This is a genomic window from Sphingobacterium chungjuense (assembly GCF_011316935.1).
Lineage (GTDB): Bacteria > Bacteroidota > Bacteroidia > Sphingobacteriales > Sphingobacteriaceae > Sphingobacterium > Sphingobacterium chungjuense.
This window is the reverse complement of record NZ_WLYS01000003.1, coordinates 637,563-656,175: the sequence shown is the minus strand read 5'-3', so window position 1 is coordinate 656,175 and position 18,613 is coordinate 637,563. Positions and strand designations below refer to the sequence as shown.

General features: G+C 39.9%; 16 protein-coding genes and 2 tRNA genes. 10 read left to right on the top strand and 8 right to left on the bottom strand.

Annotated features, from left to right (window positions below; genetic code table 11):
• Window positions 1-54: 54 nt before the first annotated feature.
• The 4 genes from GKO22_RS10525 (at window position 55) to GKO22_RS10510 (ending at window position 4,254) form a co-directional block, all read left to right on the top strand.
• Complete coding sequence (locus tag GKO22_RS10525; protein WP_166334796.1) at window positions 55-786, top strand: DUF4290 domain-containing protein; 732 nt, start codon at window positions 55-57, stop codon at window positions 784-786.
• A 70-nt stretch (window positions 787-856) separates the two neighbouring features.
• Window positions 857-2,182: a UDP-N-acetylglucosamine 1-carboxyvinyltransferase gene (gene murA / locus GKO22_RS10520; RefSeq protein WP_166334794.1), complete on the top strand. Its 1,326-nt coding sequence runs from the start codon at window positions 857-859 to the stop codon at window positions 2,180-2,182.
• Window positions 2,183-2,265: 83 nt separating this feature from the next.
• Complete coding sequence (locus tag GKO22_RS10515) at window positions 2,266-2,895, top strand: YceI family protein (RefSeq protein ID WP_166334792.1); 630 nt, start codon at window positions 2,266-2,268, stop codon at window positions 2,893-2,895.
• Window positions 2,896-3,057: 162 nt separating this feature from the next.
• The gene (locus GKO22_RS10510; RefSeq protein ID WP_166334790.1) at window positions 3,058-4,254 is read left to right on the top strand and encodes a phosphoglycerate kinase; all 1,197 of its coding nucleotides are present in this window, start codon (window positions 3,058-3,060) and stop codon (window positions 4,252-4,254) included.
• Window positions 4,255-4,330: 76 nt separating this feature from the next.
• On the opposite strand, the gene GKO22_RS10505 is transcribed toward GKO22_RS10510, so the two are convergent.
• The gene (locus GKO22_RS10505) at window positions 4,331-7,165 is read right to left on the bottom strand and encodes a hypothetical protein (RefSeq protein WP_206367872.1); all 2,835 of its coding nucleotides are present in this window, start codon (window positions 7,163-7,165) and stop codon (window positions 4,331-4,333) included.
• A gap of 646 nt (window positions 7,166-7,811) precedes the next feature.
• Between GKO22_RS10505 and mgtE the strand changes: the two genes are divergently transcribed.
• The 4 genes from mgtE to GKO22_RS10485 all read left to right on the top strand — a co-directional run bounded on the left by mgtE (window position 7,812) and on the right by GKO22_RS10485 (window position 10,906).
• On the top strand, window positions 7,812-9,185 hold the full coding sequence (gene mgtE / locus GKO22_RS10500) for a magnesium transporter (RefSeq protein ID WP_166334788.1): 1,374 nt from the start codon (window positions 7,812-7,814) through the stop codon (window positions 9,183-9,185).
• A 106-nt stretch (window positions 9,186-9,291) separates the two neighbouring features.
• A tRNA-Asn gene (locus tag GKO22_RS10495) sits at window positions 9,292-9,365 on the top strand.
• A gap of 811 nt (window positions 9,366-10,176) precedes the next feature.
• Complete coding sequence (locus GKO22_RS10490; protein ID WP_166334786.1) at window positions 10,177-10,320, top strand: cyclic pyranopterin monophosphate synthase MoaC; 144 nt, start codon at window positions 10,177-10,179, stop codon at window positions 10,318-10,320.
• Window positions 10,301-10,906, top strand: coding sequence for an NTP transferase domain-containing protein (locus GKO22_RS10485; protein WP_166334784.1), 606 nt, complete (start codon window positions 10,301-10,303; stop codon window positions 10,904-10,906). Before GKO22_RS10490 ends, GKO22_RS10485 begins: the two co-directional genes overlap by 20 nt.
• A gap of 56 nt (window positions 10,907-10,962) precedes the next feature.
• Here the strand turns inward: GKO22_RS10485 and GKO22_RS16950 are convergent, their stop codons facing one another.
• The 7 genes from GKO22_RS16950 to GKO22_RS16880 all read right to left on the bottom strand — a co-directional run bounded on the left by GKO22_RS16950 (window position 10,963) and on the right by GKO22_RS16880 (window position 17,073).
• Entirely contained in the window at window positions 10,963-11,187 is a 225-nt protein-coding gene (locus GKO22_RS16950; protein WP_166334782.1) for a hypothetical protein, read from the bottom strand.
• Window positions 11,188-11,355: 168 nt separating this feature from the next.
• Window positions 11,356-12,594, bottom strand: a complete 1,239-nt coding sequence (locus GKO22_RS10475) for an L-lactate MFS transporter (protein ID WP_166334780.1) — start codon at window positions 12,592-12,594, stop codon at window positions 11,356-11,358.
• A 187-nt stretch (window positions 12,595-12,781) separates the two neighbouring features.
• Window positions 12,782-15,193, bottom strand: a complete 2,412-nt coding sequence (locus tag GKO22_RS10470; protein ID WP_166334779.1) for an FdhF/YdeP family oxidoreductase — start codon at window positions 15,191-15,193, stop codon at window positions 12,782-12,784.
• A 243-nt stretch (window positions 15,194-15,436) separates the two neighbouring features.
• The gene (locus GKO22_RS10465; protein ID WP_166334777.1) at window positions 15,437-15,784 is read right to left on the bottom strand and encodes a DUF7009 family protein; all 348 of its coding nucleotides are present in this window, start codon (window positions 15,782-15,784) and stop codon (window positions 15,437-15,439) included.
• A 53-nt stretch (window positions 15,785-15,837) separates the two neighbouring features.
• Entirely contained in the window at window positions 15,838-16,698 is an 861-nt protein-coding gene (gene fdhD / locus GKO22_RS10460) for a formate dehydrogenase accessory sulfurtransferase FdhD (protein WP_166334775.1), read from the bottom strand.
• Window positions 16,671-16,982 (bottom strand): molybdenum cofactor biosynthesis protein MoaE, encoded by a 312-nt coding sequence (locus tag GKO22_RS16885; RefSeq protein ID WP_166334928.1) that lies wholly within the window; start codon window positions 16,980-16,982, stop codon window positions 16,671-16,673. The genes fdhD and GKO22_RS16885 overlap by 28 nt, the downstream gene beginning before the upstream one ends.
• Window positions 16,951-17,073, bottom strand: coding sequence for a molybdenum cofactor biosynthesis protein MoaE (locus GKO22_RS16880; RefSeq protein ID WP_166334926.1), 123 nt, complete (start codon window positions 17,071-17,073; stop codon window positions 16,951-16,953). Before GKO22_RS16880 ends, GKO22_RS16885 begins: the two co-directional genes overlap by 32 nt.
• A 480-nt stretch (window positions 17,074-17,553) precedes the next feature.
• On the opposite strand from GKO22_RS16880, the gene GKO22_RS10445 reads away from it, so the two are divergent.
• A tRNA-Asn gene (locus GKO22_RS10445) sits at window positions 17,554-17,627 on the top strand.
• Between the two features lie 68 nt (window positions 17,628-17,695).
• On the top strand, window positions 17,696-18,613 hold the full coding sequence (locus GKO22_RS10440) for a PfkB family carbohydrate kinase (RefSeq protein ID WP_166334773.1): 918 nt from the start codon (window positions 17,696-17,698) through the stop codon (window positions 18,611-18,613).

Below are 18,613 nucleotides of genomic sequence, written 5' to 3'. Positions count from 1 at the left end.
GATTTAACGACGTCATTAGCTTCATAATCAGACGTTTGTATATAAAATAACACTATGAATTTTGATTATAATAGTACTCGGTCGCACTTGATATTGGCCGAATATGGGCGTAATGTGCAAAATATGGTCGATTATATCTGCACGATTTCTGATCGTGAAGAGCGCAATCGATTAGCGCAGGTCGTTATTGATATGATGGGCGTATTAAACCCTCATTTGCGTGATGTATCTGACTTCAAGCACAAGCTGTGGGATCATTTATACATTATTTCTGATTTTAAAATCGATGTTGATTCTCCATACCCCATTCCAGAAAGAGGTCAGATTAGACAAAAGCCAGAAACCTTAGCATATCCGCAAAAACGGATTCGTTACAAACACTACGGACGTACGGTAGAGGATATGATTAGCAAAGCGATTGCGCAACCAGAGCCTGAATATACGGAACGTATGGCGTTATCCATCGCCAACTTTATGAAGATGGCTTACCTTTCCTGGAATAAGGATTCTGTATCAGATGAGCACATCATTCAAGACTTAAAAGAACTGTCTAAAGGAGCTCTTACTTTGCCAAGTGATACTGTGTTGACCAAATTGGATTTCAAATCCGCGCCTCCGGGAAGTCGCACAAAATCTACCAGCACCGGCCCGCAGAATAGTCATCAGAAAAATACGGGTGGAGGTAAGAAACCGATGATGAAAAAGAAAGTCGGCGGCGGAAGCTACAGCAACAATAAGAATAACAACAACAGCAATTACAATAACAACCGAAAGAAGTTTCAATAAGTTGTAAAAAATAGAAGAGGTAGATCACAATTTACCTCTTCTGTTTCTACAATGGAATGCTATTTTACCTATGAACGCATTTGAAATACGTGGCGGTAAGCCATTGAGTGGAGAGATCATTCCACAAGGAGCGAAAAACGAGGCATTGCAGATTATTTCTGCTGTTTTGCTATCTCCAGAAAAAATCACGATCAGTAATATCCCTGATATTAAAGATGTAAATAAGTTAATCGATCTATTGGCGGCTTTGGGAGTCTCGGTCAATCGGTTGAATGAAGATACCTACGAGTTTGAAGCAAAAGATATCAATATCGATTACTTCCAATCCGAAGATTTTAAGAAAAAAGGTGGTAGCCTACGCGGATCTATTATGATCGTTGGTCCGCTGTTGGCTCGTTTTGGTAAAGCTGCGATTCCAAAACCGGGAGGTGATAAGATTGGCCGTAGAAGATTAGATACGCACTTTTTGGGTTTCGAAAAGCTAGGAGCTAAATTTAACTACGATGCTGAAAAGAACTTTTTCAATGTAGACGCAACTCAATTAAAAGGTACGTACATCCTAATGGACGAAGCGTCTGTTACTGGTACAGCTAATATTGTGATGGCTGCGGTGTTGGCCAAAGGCACAACAACCATTTATAACGCAGCTTGTGAGCCCTATTTGCAGCAGCTTTGTAAGATGTTGAACCGTATGGGCGCGAATATCTCTGGTATCGGATCTAATTTACTGACAATCGAAGGCGTTGAGAAGCTGGGCGGTACAACGCACCGTATGTTGCCCGATATGATCGAAATTGGTTCATTTATTGGTCTAGCCGCGATGACAGGATCGGAGCTTACGATCAAAAACGTTTGCTTTGCCGAATTGGGGATTATACCGTCTATTTTTGCTCGGTTAGGTATACAATTCGAATTACGCGGAGACGATATCTATATACCTGCACAAAAGAGTTACGAGATCGATACCTTTATTGATGGATCTATCTTGACCATTTCCGATGCGCCTTGGCCTGGTTTTACGCCAGACTTATTGAGCATTGTGTTAGTTACCGCTATACAGGCTAAAGGTAATGTATTGATTCATCAAAAGATGTTCGAAAGCCGCTTATTTTTTGTCGATAAATTGATTGATATGGGAGCACAGATTATTCTATGTGACCCGCATCGCGCTACGGTGATTGGATTGAACAAACAAAATACCTTACGTGGTATCGAGATGACTTCACCAGATATTCGTGCTGGAGTATCACTTTTGATTGCCGCATTGTCTGCGCAGGGTACCTCCGTGATTCATAATATCGAACAAATTGAGCGTGGCTACCAGCATATTGAAAAACGTTTGAAAGCTTTAGGTGCTGATATTCGTCGTGTAGATGCTTCACCACAAGGTCATTAGCAATTTTTTGATTTTTTTCACTTATTACAGAATACTTTTTATCTTTGTTGAAACTAGATGTTTAAACATTAAATAGATCAATCATGAATAGAATGACAGTAGTAGCAGCTGCAGCTGCGTTAATTTTGTCGGCATGTGCTGGCAATCCAGAAGGTAAAAAAGCAGAAACAGCAGATGCAGTAGAAGCAGGCGAATCTGTAGGAACTGCTTACAATGTGGATACAACACAATCTTCTCTAATCTGGAAAGGTACTAAAGTAACTGGATTTCATGAAGGTACAGTAGATATTAAATCTGGTTCTTTATTGGTAGATAACGAAGCTATCTCTGGCGGTAACTTTGTGTTGGATATGAACACAATCAGTTCTACTGACTTAGAAGGTGAATACAAAGGTAACTTAGATGGTCACTTGAAAAATGAAGATTTCTTCAACGTAACAGAATTCCCTGAGGCTACTTTCCAAATTACACAAGTTACTGCAGGTTCATCTGCTAACAACGTGGTGATTGCAGGTAACTTGACGATCAAAGGTATTTCTAAAAACGTTACTTTCGACGCAGATGTAGAAGAGCTTACAGAAACTACTGTAAAAGTTAAAGCAGATTTCAACATTACACGTGCAGAATGGGGTGTCAATTACTCAGGCAAACAAGATGACTTGATTTCAAAAGAAATCAACTTCAAAGTTAACCTTGTTGCAAACAAAGCATAACACATACCGTTAGCACCACGCATGTGGGACTATATAAGGAAACCTACAGAAATATTTCTGTAGGTTTTTTTGTGTTTTATTTACAACGAACATTTAAATTAACATGGCTTTAGCTTTTAAAAGACCTGCTTTTTTGTATATTTAGGCCTTAAAGTTTGAACTATGAAGACTATTGACGATTTAAATTTTTCAGGGAAAAAAGCCCTTGTTCGTGTGGATTTCAATGTGCCGTTAGACGATGATTTTAACATCACTGATGATAACCGTATACAAGGTGCTCTACCTACGATACAAAAAATATTGAAAGATGGCGGGTCTGTGATTTTGATGTCCCACTTAGGAAGACCAAAAGAAGGTCCAACAGATAAATACTCGCTAAAGCATATCGTAAAACACCTTTCGGAAGTAGTAGGTGTAGATGTGCAGTTCGCTAATGACTGTATCGGTAGTGAAGCGGTCGAAAAAGCCGCTGCACTCAAAGCAGGTGAAGTATTATTGTTAGAAAATTTACGTTTCTACAAAGAAGAAGAAAAAGGTGATCAGGCGTTTGCGAAGAAATTAGCTGCACTGGGTGACGTTTATGTCAATGATGCATTCGGGACAGCACATCGCGCACACGCATCGACCGCCGTTATTGCGGAGAATTTTTCAGATAATAAGGTATTTGGCTATTTAATGGCTAAAGAGATAGAGAATGCCGAAAAAGTGATGAACAATCCGACTAGACCATTCACTGCAATTATGGGTGGGGCGAAGGTCTCTGACAAGTTGGAGTTGATCGAAGCATTGTTGGATAAAGTGGATAATCTAATTATCGGTGGTGGTATGGCTTACACGTTCGTAAAAGCACGTGGCGGCGAAATTGGCCAATCTTTAGTGGAGCTAGATAAACTAGATTTAGCTAACGATTTGGTGAAAAAAGCAGAAGAGAAAAACGTAAACTTGATACTACCGACGGATGCACAAATCGCAGATCGTTTTGCCAATGATGCAGCCGTATATAATGGCGCAAACGATGCTATTCCCGCAGATAAGCAAGGTCTGGATATCGGTTCAGAATCTGGTGAGCACTTTGCAGAAGTGATTAGCGCATCAAACACACTTTTGTGGAATGGCCCGATGGGCGTATTCGAAATGGATACATTCGCTAAAGGTACGCGTGCAGTAGCTGATGCTGTCGTAGCTGCCACTGAAAGAGGCGCATTTTCACTCATCGGTGGTGGTGATTCTGCAGCTGCCGTTTCTAAATTCGGTATGACTGAGCATGTAAGCTACGTAAGTACTGGCGGTGGTGCTTTGCTAGAATATATGGAAGGTAAAACACTTCCTGGTGTTAAAGCCATCTCTGAGAGTGAATAATCGATCAGAAGATAAATTCATAAAAAAGGCTCATCCGATTAATTTCAGATGAGCCTTTTTCGTAAAGAGTTTGCAGCTAATAGGTGTAGCTCAGATTGAAAACAGGTACAACGCGTTGCGATGCCCGATTATCATTGATGTAAATCCCTTGTACACCGATATTAACATCAGGCAAGACATAACGTAAGAAATTAACATCTGCAGATAGTCCCAATCCAAACGTTTTAGGAGTTAATCCGGAGTTTTGCATGTTTTGATAATCCGAAAACAAGCGTGCTTGGATACGTTTTACGTAGGCTAGCGGTCCTACAGTCCAATCTGGATACGCGATGGGCAACCGGTATGAAAGCAACAACGTATTGTCTACTCGAGGAGATGGAAAATAACCAAAACCACTCACCACTGGAATGTCGTTGTTGAACAGGTATGTGCCTGTCTTGTGTTGAAAGCTCATACGTATTTGCAAGCCATGATTAAGCATAATTCCTGGGAAATAGAATCCCGTCCTCAATGAAAGGATATTGCCAGACAAAGACTCGTTGGCAAATGGTAGATGCCGGTAAGTCATACTGAAGTTTTGTCCCCATCTTGGTTGCAAATCCATGGTACTGCGTCGCATATTGCGATTGAAATATGCTTGGTAATTCAATGGAAAAGCGATCTCATCGTTAAAGTTATTTAAACGCATATTCACATCGTAACGCTTTAGATAAGAAGTGCCCAAATTCATACCATAACTATAAATAATTTGTTGACGATAGATGGAAAAAGGAATCTGAATATTAGCCGAGTAAACATGTTCCCTCCAATCAAACTGAGTGAAGCTGCCATCATTCACGCGAGCTTGACCAATTTGCCCTCTGTTCTCGTAGCGTAAAGAGAATTTTGGGTAATATTTGGCATAAGTAAAGTCTGCACTATATATGCTTTTACGAATATCTGTATCATACTCGTAGCCTAGCATAATCTGCGATGTATTTAATAAATCGTTTGCCAACCAAAAAATGCCTGGTCTAAAATTATCTAGACTCTCAAAATTATTGCTGCTTATAGACAAGCTGTGGAAATTCAGCAAACTCGATAAAGTATTGTAAGGCTTAATAATTGTGGTGTCTGTTTCGATCTGCGCCGAAATAGATCGCTCAGTCTGAGATGTCTTTTGATCCCAGCGATCGTATACTGTTGGCTTCATATAAGACGTGGTAACCTCTTCTAAATCGACGAAAGGCCGTTGTACAATCTTATATCCATCGGGTGTATACTCATTGAATACGATCGATTCAGAAGTCGTGAGCGTAGGATTAAATGCACCGTATAAGGCATTAGTCAGCTGATGGATCGATTTATTCTTACGATCCCAGCGGTAAATATTGTCTACTTCATTATAGTGCGCTTTATAAATAACATCATCTGTAGCATAGACAGGACGCTCTAAAGTTTGTTGGCCCCACGGTAAAATCTGGGTGTGCTGTCCATTTGTGATATCCAATTCGAATAAGCTCGTTCCTAGCTCAGAAACTGCGATACACACTATTTTTTGATCATCACTATGGAATTGAGGTTGTTGAATATGTATGCCCTCTGGAAGATGAAATGTGCTTAATAAAGTTGCCGTCTCTAGATTATATAATTGTAAACTACTCTGGCCTGCAGGGTCCACACGCACGACAGCAAGTTGCCTATTGTCATGTGATATGACGGGAGTGTACACAAAATCGTTGAGTTGAAGCGTTCTTTTAGCACCAGTTCTCCAATTCATTACATGAATAACTTGAAAAGTATTCTTGCCGTAGCGTGCATTTTTCCGGACTTCGTCCCACACGATCAGGTCTTTATTGATATGAAAATAGGGCATAAGTTGCTGTCCTGTGTAGGCAATATGCTTTGCTTTTCCTTCGGAAATACTGACAATTTGAGCGATCTTTTGTGGTCCTTGGAGTAGACTAAAAAGGTTGCCATCATCGTATTGTGGGAGCATAAAGTTTTGGGGATAACGACTCGATGGTGTTGCTACCGGATTCATTAAAATCTTTCCAAAAGCATCGTTTTTCCAAGTTGCCTTCATCGAATCAATTGTGCTTTGATATAATCTTTGGCTATTATAACTTCCCGAATTATGGTGCAAGGCTTTGTAAAAGTTGAATGGTCGGAAGAGTTTTCCACGCATTTCATCTAGTATGTTGGATCGAATATCATAACCAAATTGGTTGGTCAAATGGACGTTCATCAAGTATCCTGTGAGATAAAATGATGGTGTGATGTCCTTAAAAGAACCTAAGATATTTTTGTCAAAAGTATAAGACCTACCACTCAGTTCGTTGGCACGAAGAGGCATAAACCACGAGGGCATTCGTCCACGTCCACCAGTAGAAAATTGCGTTTCGGTAGCCACGGCATCACCTTCAAAATACCATGCTGGCAAATGAATGCCGAACATGGCAAATGCTAATTGTTCAAAAAATGGTGCTTTCAAACGACCTGTCAATTTGTCCATTTGAGCAACATGTCTTAACTCATGTTGAGCCAAGTTGGGTAACCATTCTACATTGCTAGCTACACCACTAGGTAGGGGATAGAACTCCGTTTTTCGCGGCCCCATTTGTACAAAACCATTTTGAAGGATATGATTAGCATGTAGAATAATGGGTATCTTTCTAGGATTACTACCCAAATCAGCATTCGCAAAATAACGCATGCTGTCCAAATAATGTGTTAAAGAAGAAGCTTGCTTTCGATATTTTTTCGGGAATATAACCCTGTGGTGCGGCAAGTTAAATTGCTCCCATTTGATGCGTGGATCTACTTGATCATTGTCAATTATCTGTGCAAAAATATCATATGAACTATGTAGTAATGTAATTAATATTAATGATCTGATAAATAGGGTTTTATATATATTTTTATTGCGCATAAAATGGATTAGCTAATTTTTTTAGTAAAAATACGTTATAATATATGTATAAATAGATTAGTTAATAATTATAAATAACTTATATTAAGAGTTTTATGATGTTTATTGTGTTTGGTAATTTATTGTGAAAACTGTTGTAAAATTGTCTTTATCATCAATTCTATAGTTCGTATTTATCATAAGATAAAGCTAAACTATTTTGCGATATATTCCTCATCGGTGATAAATATTTGTGCAGCGATATTCGCAATATTTATAGCACATTGTATTTCTGCAGCGTTGCATTTTATGGAAGATCGGGTTCTTAAAAAATGTTAGCCATCCAAAAACAGCCAGTTCATCCGATTTGCTTGAATGGAAAAACGATCGTCTCAAAACCAAGACTTCTCGATGCTTGTGGGATTATGGTTTTATAAATAAAATTCAAAGTTGGGAAACTCTTTTGTTTACTAGTTTTTACTGACATTGTGTCTTTATGCTAGTGAACTTATGGTTGCCAATCGCAGTATTTTTTCATGATTGAGATGATCCAAATGAGCTTCATGTGCAGTAAAATTTAATTAGCGATTCCGCTTAAAATACCCGACTTTTGCAAGCAAATTATCAGATCAACACCAATGTAGGGTATTAATAAAAGGAGGGCATTATGGAAGAACTAGATATGCAGGTAGAGCGGATCGAGCTGCTCATCAAACAAGGTGACATGCTCTCGTTGGAGGATTATTTAAATGATTTAAATATATCTGATGTCGAGGAACTCATCGACGAACTGCCGGAGCATGGCCCGCTATTTTTAGAAACCTTAAGTATTAAAAGGGCGATCAATGTTTTCCGGATTCTTGACTTTCCTACGCAAGAACGGATTATCAAAAAACTCTCTGCTCCTAAGGTTCGAGAGTTGATAAATGAAATGCCTCCCGATGACAGGACGTCTTTTTTAAGTGAACTAAAAGGAGACGCGGTTAAACGAATCATCATCCTGCTCTCACCTGAAGAGCGTAAAGAAGCCCTATCCCTTTTGGGATATCCAGAAGATAGTGTTGGTCGTTTGATGACGCCCGATTATATCACAGTAAAATCACATTGGTCTATTCCACGCGTACTTGATCATATTAGGAGATATGGTAAGGCTTCTGAGACAATTGATGTGCTGTATGTCATTGATGGAGACGGCAAGCTTATAGATGATATTCGGATCAAAGATGTTTTGTTGGCCGATCCCGAAAATCTCGTTGAAAACTTGATTGACAACCGACTAATCAAATTGTATGCGGACGACCCACAAGAAGAGGCTGTAACAATCTTCCGTATGAACAATCGTGTAGCACTTCCAGTGGTCGATGATCAAGACATCATGTTGGGTATTGTGACGATTGATGATATCCTTTGGGTAGCAAACGAAGAATATACAGAAGATATGCAGCGCTTCGGTGGTACGGAAGCGTTGGACGAACCATATATGGATGTTTCCATTTTCCAACTCGTCTCAAAGCGGGCTGGTTGGTTAGTGGTGCTATTTGTGGGACAACTATTCACAGCGTCGGTAATCGAGCATTACGAAGCGCGATTAACGGTTGCACTTTTGGCTTTGGTGCCGCTGATTATGTCCAGTGGAGGAAACAGTGGTTCTCAAGCATCGACGTTGATCATTCAAGCTATGGCTTTAGGAGAAGTGACGATCGGTGATTGGTGGCGTGTTATGAAACGGGAAATATTATCGGGACTAGCATTGGGTGTCATTCTTGGCGCTTTAGGATTTGTGCGCATCGGAGCTTGGCAGGCTTTTACCGCTTCCTATGGAGATCACTGGCAATTACTAGCGGGAGCTGTTTCTCTTTCTTTGGTTTGTATTGTGTTGTGGGGTTCATTAATCGGTTCTATGTTGCCATTCATTCTGCGACGTTTAGGAGCAGATCCTGCAAGCTCATCAGCGCCTTTTGTATCTACTTTGGTGGATGTTTCGGGCTTGTTTATTTACTTTACATTCATTTCGCTCATCTTGAAAGATGTGGTGCATTAATTATTCTGGTTGGTACTGAATAACTTGTGATTTTTTGAGTGGGAATATTTTGATAAGTCCTCAAATCTTCCGAATATTGTGTCACCGAAAGCAAACGGGGCAATATTCCTGAATAGCTCAGTTGGTTAGAGCATCTGACTGTTAATCAGAGGGTCGCTGGTTCGAGCCCAGCTTCAGGAGCGACAAAATAAAGCTGTTTTTCATGATGAAAAACAGCTTTATTTGTTAATATACTATGCTCGTCCGATCTGCTTTGACGATACGTCATCAAAAAACTAAACCTATCTAACAATTCTAAACGTAGCTTTCGCGCAAAGCGTGCAGGATCACTTGATGTTTTCTTTTGTTAATAAAATATCTCTTTTATTATTTAAATAAATTTTAAAGAAATAGTAATTATATTTGTATTAATAGTGTTGTTTAAAATGCTGGTTGATAGATTTGGAAGAGCGATAAATTATCTCAGATTTTCGGTTGGGGATCACTTAAGCTTCGTTGTACGTACTGTATGTCTGAAAAAGGCCTTTCGTGGATACCTCAGAAAGATTTAATGCGCATGGGCGAGATTGAATGTAGAATTAACAAGGGGGGGGTAGAACTTACGCGGTACAGGAAGTGATAGATCGGAAGGAAAGATAGTAGTGCACGACCATCAAATATAACGCCTACGGTTATTCGCGTAGTATCTTCTGTCGGAAAAACGGTTCTTTCTGTCAAAAAACTTCCTGAAATTCTCATTATTTCTACTGCTGATGAAATGTTCGATGCACATACGGTGCCTTCTCCGGCTCCGCTTAGGCGTTCAAATGGCATTATGATTCAATCTGTTTCGCGTTAAAAGTAACATCCTTGCAGATTCCGTTCATCTCCCGGCTGATTATTTAAAGATCAAGGAGAAGGTAGAAAGCAGCTTTCATGAATACGACGTCATTATCACGATCGGAGGTGTCTTTATGGGAAAATATGATTACTTGCCTAAGCCGAGACAGGTGTGGAGATCGATGCCTTGACTGGTGCTAACGTAGCCACACTTACAATATACGATAGGTGCAAAGCGTTGAGCCACAATATGATTATTAAAGAAATATGTTTGATCGAAAAGTCGGGAGGGAAGAATGATTTCAACAGAGAATAATATTCCGATGGTTAATGGCTTAATACTCGCTGGTGGTAAAAGTGAACGTATGGGAACCGCAAAAGATAGGATACACTGGCATGGGAAAGAGCAAAGATATTTTGCAGCGGATTTGTTGCAGTATTTTTGCGAGCAAGTCTATATCTCTTGTCGCTTAGAGCAGGTTTCTGAAATCAATCAAAGTTATGACTCACTCCCCGATACGTTTTTGAATATGGGGCCGATGGGAGGTATGCTATCCGCATTTCGTGTGCAACCTGATCGCGCTTGGCTAATAGTCGCTTGTGATCTACCGTTGCTCAGCGCTAAAACGCTGGATTTCCTATTGCGCAATCGGGATTATACCAAATTAGCTACAACGTTTGAAAGTTCTTTTGATGGAAAGCCAGAGCCGCTGATTGCGATTTGGGAACCGTGTAGTTATACCGCGCTGTTGCAATCTCTCGGAGAAGGCATTACTTGCCCTCGAAGAGTGCTTCTCAATCATGAGATTCTGATATTGAAACCGTTAGACGATATTTCTTTGATGAATGTGAACACACCAAAGGACGCGGAAATTGCCAAAGCTATATTGGCTGAAAGATAGATCGACAGACAAAGTGCGCCAAAAAGCTTCAAGTCATAGAAGAAAGTAATAAATAGCTAGTGAAGAACTAATACATGGATAATTACTTTGAATGATATGCTTGCCAAAATCACCTTGCCGGATTTTGGAGAGGTAGCGTAGAAAAAACTACAAAATGCACGCGAATTGGTGATTGGCGAAGGCAGAATAGGCTGTCCGGCTGTGCAGTATCTGGCATTATTAGGAATAGGAACGCTGGTGTATTGCTGATCGCGACATTGTTTCGTTAAAGTAATCTCCATTGCCAAATTCTGTATTCTCCAGCAGACGTAGGGAGGTTATAGGTGAAATATACTCTTTGAAAGGTGGCAAAGATCAAATCGGTTAAGATGTCATCTAGTTTCATTTTTCTTTTAAACCTCCTCATTTCAAGTATTCAAATAGGTCGAGTGTGAGTTTTTCTATTATGATCAAAGTTGTTCTTTTTGAGCTCTATTGATAGATACCTTCATTAATAAAGAAATAATTAGCGCAACGACAAACATTCCTGCAAAAACTTGTAAAGTCGTGGTTAACGATCCTGTGTGCTCTCGTACATAATCATAGATTGATGGCCCAGCGATGCCGGCTATACCCCAAGCGGTCAATACCATACCATGGATAGCTCCTAACTGTTTAGTGCCAAATAAATCTCCAAGAAAAGCAGGTAATGTAGCAAATCCGCCTCCATACATAGTTAGAATCAAAAATAGTATGGCTAAGAATAGCATTTCGATTTCGATGTAGGGAAGGAAGTAAAAGGCTAATATTTGAAAGAAAAAAAATAATATATAGGTGTTTGCTCGGCCAATATAATCAGAAATACTCGACCATAGTATTCTACCAATACCGTTAAAGACACCCATTAAGCCCACAATTGCGGCTGCTTGCATGGCGCTATATCCTAATAACTCCTGCGTCATTGGACTTGCAGCAGCAATAATCGCTATGCCACAAGATATATTGATGAAAATCATGATCCATATATAGTAAAAACGTACCGTCTTGACGGCCTCATTTCTGGTTAAATTTGATAGATCAGATTTAACCTTTTTACCCTCACCCGGATTATAAGCATTGGGGAGATATCCCTCGGGTGGTCTTTCCATGTATTGAGCGGACGACAGGATGACCAGCAAGTAAACTATTCCTAAAATGTAAAAAGCGTTAATAACACCAACTCCTTCAAATAGGCTTTGCATAATAGGGCCAAATATAAGCGAGGCAAAGCCAAAACCCATGATAGCCATTCCTGTCGCTAGTCCGCGCTTATCTGGAAACCATTTTACTAGAGTGCTTACTGGCGTGATATAGCCGATTCCTAGACCTATACCACCAATAAAACCATAGCATGCAAGAAATAAGTAAAGTGAACCAATTTGAATAGCAAATCCGGAACCCAAAATACCAACACCATACAGTATGCCCGCTACGGTGCCACTCTTTCTGGGCCCCACTTTTTCTACCCATTTTCCAAATAACGCAGCAGAGAAACCGAGCATGAAAATAGCAATTTTAAAAGACCATTTGAGTAAGCTGTCATCTACCCCAAAAATATCTTTAACCGGGTTAGTCATGACAGAATAAGCGTACACTGAACCGATGGAAATGTGTATTCCTACGGCACATAAGGCTATAAGCCAGCGATTTTTATTGGTTTTATCAGGCATAAATTTTGGTTGGTTTGACCACTTTTAATTGTCGGACTTAATGATCTATCGACGTCCTTATTGCATTGTTATCTGCATAACTGCGCTGTTAATAGCTGTTCTACGTTAGGGTCTTTAGCTCAGCTTGGTTTTTTATAAAAAAGGTACGAGCGTTAGAAAAAGAACACTCGTATCCTTCCTCTTATAGTTAGTGGAGTACTGTGTCCTCTACCTCTAGATTCGCAGGAGTGTTGTTTCTACCAAGTGTTTGATCTATTTGCGCGTAAATATTGGGATCATGTTTTTTGATCTTAATCTTTACATATTTGGAAGCGGGCATATTACTTTCTTTCACCACATTGTTGATTGGTACGAGTATATTTGTTTCAGGGAAATAGGTCATGGTGTTTTTTTCTGGGATAGCATATTCGACAATCACGAACAAAGGTGCAATCCTAGTGACATTATCATCGTAATTAAACAGATCGACCTTGTCACCATTTTTCAATCCTGCTTTTTCGATGTCAATTTTATTCATGAAAATGACACGGCGTTCGTTGTAAACACCGCGGTAGCGGTCATCTAGACCGTAAATTGTGGTGTTAAATTGGTCGTGTGTACGTGTAGTCGCCATCATGTATTCATCTTCCGCCAATTTATTTTCAGGAACTTCTGTAATGGTAAAGGGCGCTTTGTAATCAAGCTGTTTTGCGAAGCGCTGTTCGTCCCTTGCTGCATTTGGAAGATAGAAACCACCTTTTTGTCGTATTCGCTCGTTATAGTTTTCAAATCCAGCAATACATTGTTCGATGTCATCTCTTATCGCATCGTAGCTGTCGTGATAACGCTGCCAATCTACTTTACTTCCTTGACCAAATGTGGTCATAGCCAGTCTGCAAACAATCTGCATCTCATTGATAAGGTTATCAGAAACAGGTTTCAAAACGCCTTTCGAAGACTGTACGACGCCCATAGAATTTTCCGTACTAATGATTTGTAGTTCTCCATGTATGATGTCAAAATCAGAACGAGAGAACGTGGGAAGGATTATTGATTCCTTTGCATGCACCAAATGGCCTCGATTCAATTTGGTAGATACCGACACCAAGAGATCTAACTTTCGCAATGCGTTGGCGGTATAGGTTGTGTCTGGCGCAGCAGATAAGAGATTTCCTCCCATGCAAAAGAGCACTTTAATCTTTTCTTGGTGCATCGCTTTGATGGCGCGCACCACATCGTATCCGTGCTTCCGTGGCATCTTAAATCCATAAAATTTTTCAAGTATGTCAAGTTGGTCTTCCGTAGGTTTTTCGTCGATCAACATTGTTCTATTGCCTTGGACATTGCTGTGACCCCGCACTGGACACACTCCTCCTCCAGGGATACCAATGCTTCCTTTCATCAGTAGAATATTTAGCATTTCTCGGACCATATCTACGCCATTTGGTTGCTGGGTAATTCCCATTCCCCAACAAATTATTATTCGTTGTTTGGACGCTAATATTTTTGCAGCTTTACGTAGTTGAGATAGCAATACGCCAGACTGCTCCGCTAGAAATTCTAAATTGTACTGACCCAATTCTCTCACGAAGTCCTCGTATCCTATCGTTTTCTCCGCTATGAATTTGCGATTCAACACATGGCCAGCGGATTGTTCTTCAAGTTCCAAAAGCAATATCTCTAGGGCTTTCAGCAATGCCATATCACCATTAATCTTGACTGGGAGGTAGAGATCTGCTAATTTTATGCCTCCCCCAATTAATCCTTTTATTTCTTGTGGATCTTTAAAGCCCATTAATCCAGTTTCTGGTAGGGGATTGATTGCAATTATTTGCCCTCCGTTTTCCTTACATTTTTGCAGCGCGCTCAGCATTCTTGGTGCATTGGTGCCTGGATTTTGCCCCACAATAATGACAAGCTCTGCCTCATAGAAATCTTCTAATTTTACGGTTCCCTTACCGATACCTATCGTCGGCCTTAGCCCAGTTCCTGAAGTCTCATGGCACATATTCGAGCAATCTGGCATATTGTTAGTTCCGAGTTCTTTTGTAAAAAGTTGATAAACGAAAGAGGCTTCGTTGCTGGTTCTGCCCGAAGTATAAAATGCAGCCTCATCCGGAGTGTCGAGTGCATGAAAATGTTCCGCAATTTTTTTGAATGCTTCCACCCAACTGATAGGCTCATAATGTGTACCTCCTTTTGGTAAGTACATCGGATCGGTTAATCTCCCCATTTTTCCAATCCGATAATCATCTAATTTAGAAAGCTCATAAACCGAGTTTTTCTCAAAGAATTCGGGAGTCACTTTCTTTGATGTAGCCTCCTCTGCAAGTGCTTTTACACCATTTTCACAATATTCTCCCAAGGCAGATCTATCATCATCGGGATCGGGCCAAGCGCAGCTAGAACAATCAAAACCACCAAATTGGTTCATTTGAAATAATGCCTTTCCACCTCTTATCAATGTTTTTTCCTCCACTAAATCGGCCAGCGAAGCTGCAAGAGCCGTCATTCCAGCAGCCGATTTTTTCGGGCGAGTGACTTTCAGATCGCCTGTTAGTTCAATAGGATTTTCTGCATTGGTTTCTTTGGTGTTTTTCTCATCTCGCTTGTCTGCCATAGCATTTAGTTTTGGAGCTGTTTTATCAGTATTAGTTGCTGTATCCGTCAAATACTAACCTTCCTAATCAAGTATTAACTAATATTTGGGTTGGATTACATGCTAGATCCATTTAATCGGCGTATTGTATCCGTTTTTGTTTATCAGTCATTTTAAAATTAAACTGATATGGCTTATATTGTTATTGTTAAAATAAATTATATCAAATATATAAATTATAATTATGTAATTAATTATTTTCTATTAAATTAATTTTGGATTTGGGTAGTTATCATTTTGATCTTCTATTGTATTATCTAGGCAGGTGAAGTCCTTCTCAACAAGGAGCTTTAGTTTGCCGTTTTCTCCATCAAAACCAACTTTATCGGTGTTGTCTAGCGCTTCTATCATCACTTTGGGCATTTTAAGTATAATACTGTTTTCTACAAATGCCGCTGATAGATCGGTATCGTCTACAGATTCGATCGCGTAAATAAATGTCCTGTTGATAAATTTAGTGAGATTACAAATGAAGCCGGTTTGAGCTAGTTGTCGAACATCCGACTGCGTAAGTCGGTATCTCACGGAATTGTCTTTTATTCTTATTTTCATATATTATTTTTTTATCGATCAGACGAAGTAATCATGGTTGTTGAATTGACATGCTATTCCAAGTAGTGCTGATTGCCCTGATGGTATACGTTCATTCGGTTGTCTTTTAGAAATCCGATGAGCGTGATGTCAAATTCCCTTGCTAGATCCACCGCTAAGCTAGAAGGAGCGCCGATCGCTGCGACGACTACAATACCAGCCATTGCGGCTTTTTGAATGAGCTCGAAGCTCGCTCTTCCACTCAGCAGTAAAATCGTGTTCTGAAGTGGGAGTAGGTTATTCATCAGGGCATGACCAATCAATTTATCCAATGCATTATGTCGGCCAACATCTTCTCTCAGTTCGAGGAGCTGCCCATTCTTATCAAAAATTCCTGAAGCGTGAATGCCCCCAGTCGTACTAAAATTGTCTTGCGCTGATCGAAGACGGTCGGGTAATTGACCTAATATTTTTGTCTTCATATTCCATGCTTCTCGTTTCTGATGCTGAAAAGCACTCACTGTTCGGATGGATTCAATAGAACCTTTGCCACAAACACCACAGCTTGAGGTGGTGTAAAAGTTTCGATCGACTTTTGTCAGCTGAGGAACGAAGTCGGGCGCTAAGTTTACGATAATTTCATTTTCTGCATTTCGAGAACAGATTCTTTCTGTATGGTGTATAGATTGAATGATATCCCGTGAGGAAATGATTCCTTCTGTATACAGAAATCCCGCTGCCAGTTCCTCGTCATTGCCGGGAGTCCGCATCGTGACAGAAATGTTTTTCTTCTCTCTTTTCATAGCGTTGTCAAAAGAAATCTGTATTTCCAACGGTTCCTCTATGGCGATGTCGTCTAGTACATTTGACGTTGTTCCATTCAGAAGCCTGATAATATCAATCTTTCTTATCGCTGCGTATAGGGATTTATCCATTTTGTATCCATTTTACTGCTATTCATTTGGGTAAGAGTGGTATTCCTCCGCCTCCTCAGCCGATCTGAAACCCACTCTTCGCCGTTGTCAAAAAATTCCTTTTTCCCGATAGGAACTCTTTCTTTTATGCTCTCGATTAGAAAACTACAAGCTTCAAATACCCGATCACGGTGTGCATCTGCCACTGCAATAATGATCGCACTGTTACCAGAATATAAGACGCCTATGCGATGATGTACAGCGGTATTTTGATCATAAAGCGATCTTTGTTTGCTCGCATATATTTCGAAATTCTTTTAGAGTCATGCTTTCATAGCATTCGTATTCTAATCGAATTAGTCTTTTGCCTTTAGGGTGGTTACGGACTGTGCCTATAAAGGGGCGATCTCACCATATTCATGGGCTGATATGGAAGAGTAGACATGGTCAAAATAGCCAAGTAACTACTGCCGCCATCAAGTCCGATAGAAGAATAAACAACTGCTATTACAAAAAAACAGCATTATTTCTAAAGGCAATATAGTTTTTAATATTGTAAATTTATTAATAAATAAAACATTATTAAACTTTATTATAAATTATTTTATTTAAGTGACTGTGTTTTTATGTTCATAAGATATTCAGGTGACTGTACATTACGAAGAACTCCTGAGCATAGTAGGTCATTTCTGCATCCAAATACTAATCTGAAGATGGTTAGCAAGAGCACTTTTTAGAGACACGTGAAAATAGGCTGTTTGAACTAAAACAGCCTATTTTCAATTTGAACAATTTTTTAAAATAGCATTTGGAAGTCTAATTCTCAATTACTAATTTTGTACCGCTTTAGAGGGGTAACGCTCTTAAGAAGGATATTCCTGAATAGCTCAGTTGGTTAGAGCATCTGACTGTTAATCAGAGGGTCGCTGGTTCGAGCCCAGCTTCAGGAGCACTCGTTAAATGCCGGCAAATAATTGTCGGCATTTTTTTTTGAACTTATTTTTAAAACGGGATAGACATGAGTTTAGTGATCGTTGGTTCGGTAGCATTTGATGCGATTGAGACGCCTTTTGGTAAGACGGATAAGGTTGTGGGGGGAGCGGCCACATTTGCAGGCTTAGCGGCCTCTTATTTGTACAATGAGGTGAAATTGATTGGTACAGTTGGAGGAGATTTTGGAAAAGATAATCTAGATATCCTCACTGCGAAAGGAATTGATATTGATGGCATTGAAATCGTAGACGATCAAAAAACTTTCTTCTGGTCTGGAAAGTATCATGTGGATATGAATAGCCGGGATACATTGACGACAGAACTCAATGTGCTAGCCGGCTTTGATCCGAAGATTCCGGCCTCGTTCCAAGATTGCGAATATCTTTTGTTAGGCAACTTGATGCCTAAAGTGCAAATGGCTGTCTTAGATCGCCTCGCAGCAGCCCCAAAACTAGTCGTGATGGATACCATGAACTATTGGATGGACGTAGCTCTGGAAGATTTAAAAACGGTTCTTAAGCGAGTTGATGTTTTAGCCATTAATGACGGAGAAGCCCGGCAGTTGTCTGGCGAGTATTCTATGGTCAAAGCAGCAGAAAAGATTCTGCAGATGGGTCCATCTTATTTGATTATCAAAAAAGGGGAACATGGCGCATTATTATTCGGCGAAGGACAGATCTTTTCAGCTCCAGCATTGCCTCTGGCAGATGTTTTTGATCCAACGGGAGCAGGTGATTCTTTTGCGGGTGGTTTCATAGGTTATTTAGCCCATGTGCAATCGGTCAATTTCCACAATATGAAGAATGCCGTCATTTATGGATCGGCGTTGGCTTCATTCTGTGTCGAGAAGTTTGGTACGGAAAAATTGCAACAGTTAAATAAAGAAGAAATTGCGCACAGAATTGAGCAGTTTGTGGCGCTTGCTAAATTTGAAATAAAATAG

Bases quoted from the DNA above. Each gene is read 5' to 3' on its own strand.
- GKO22_RS10525 (WP_166334796.1), top strand. From the start codon at position 55: ATGAATTTTGATTATAATAGTACTCGGTCGCACTTGATATTGGCCGAA.
- murA (WP_166334794.1), top strand. From the start codon at position 857: ATGAACGCATTTGAAATACGTGGCGGTAAGCCATTGAGTGGAGAGATC.
- GKO22_RS10515 (WP_166334792.1), top strand. From the start codon at position 2,266: ATGAATAGAATGACAGTAGTAGCAGCTGCAGCTGCGTTAATTTTGTCG.
- GKO22_RS10510 (WP_166334790.1), top strand. From the start codon at position 3,058: ATGAAGACTATTGACGATTTAAATTTTTCAGGGAAAAAAGCCCTTGTT.
- GKO22_RS10505 (WP_206367872.1), bottom strand. From the start codon at position 7,165: ATGCGCAATAAAAATATATATAAAACCCTATTTATCAGATCATTAATA.
- mgtE (WP_166334788.1), top strand. From the start codon at position 7,812: ATGGAAGAACTAGATATGCAGGTAGAGCGGATCGAGCTGCTCATCAAA.
- GKO22_RS10485 (WP_166334784.1), top strand. From the start codon at position 10,301: ATGATTTCAACAGAGAATAATATTCCGATGGTTAATGGCTTAATACTC.
- GKO22_RS16950 (WP_166334782.1), bottom strand. From the start codon at position 11,187: ATGGAGATTACTTTAACGAAACAATGTCGCGATCAGCAATACACCAGC.
- GKO22_RS10475 (WP_166334780.1), bottom strand. From the start codon at position 12,594: ATGCCTGATAAAACCAATAAAAATCGCTGGCTTATAGCCTTATGTGCC.
- GKO22_RS10470 (WP_166334779.1), bottom strand. From the start codon at position 15,193: ATGGCAGACAAGCGAGATGAGAAAAACACCAAAGAAACCAATGCAGAA.
- GKO22_RS10465 (WP_166334777.1), bottom strand. From the start codon at position 15,784: ATGAAAATAAGAATAAAAGACAATTCCGTGAGATACCGACTTACGCAG.
- fdhD (WP_166334775.1), bottom strand. From the start codon at position 16,698: ATGGATAAATCCCTATACGCAGCGATAAGAAAGATTGATATTATCAGG.
- GKO22_RS10440 (WP_166334773.1), top strand. From the start codon at position 17,696: ATGAGTTTAGTGATCGTTGGTTCGGTAGCATTTGATGCGATTGAGACG.